The organism is Bacillus sp. mrc49 (assembly GCF_002803435.1).
Genome location: NZ_PHNG01000313.1, coordinates 1 through 391 on the forward strand (window position 1 = coordinate 1; position 391 = coordinate 391).

Annotated in this window: 1 protein-coding gene; it reads right to left on the reverse strand. The window is 40.7% G+C overall.

Features of this window, described 5'->3' with window-relative positions:
- Positions 1-172 precede the first annotated feature (172 nt).
- The gene (yidD, locus tag CVN76_RS02115) at positions 173-388 is read right to left on the reverse strand and encodes a membrane protein insertion efficiency factor YidD (protein ID WP_100530168.1); all 216 of its coding nucleotides are present in this window, start codon (positions 386-388) and stop codon (positions 173-175) included.
- Between the last annotated feature and the right edge of the window lie 3 nt (positions 389-391).

The following is a 391-nucleotide window of genomic DNA, read 5'->3' on the forward strand; positions in this document are numbered from 1 at the left end:
ATAACAGCAGCACGATAACCAGGAAAAGCGAAAGCCATGCTCGGTTCTTCATATGAATTGCTCCTTTTTAATTCGGATTGATTACGATTTGGAATGTATGTGTAAAAACGAAATCATTACGATTTGACTTCTGTATAATACAAAAAATCAAGGAAGAAAGCAAGGCTTTTTTCTAATGGCCTTCATCTTTTTTCTTTTTTTCCGGAACCGGATCGATGCCGCCTGGATGGAACGGATGACATTTAAGAATCCGGACAATGGCCAACCAGCTTCCTTTAATTGGGCCGAACCGATTGATCGCTTCCAGTCCATAATGGGAACAAGTCGGGTAAAAACGGCAGGTAGGCGGGTTTAATGGAGAAATGGCAATTTGATAAAAACGAATGATTCC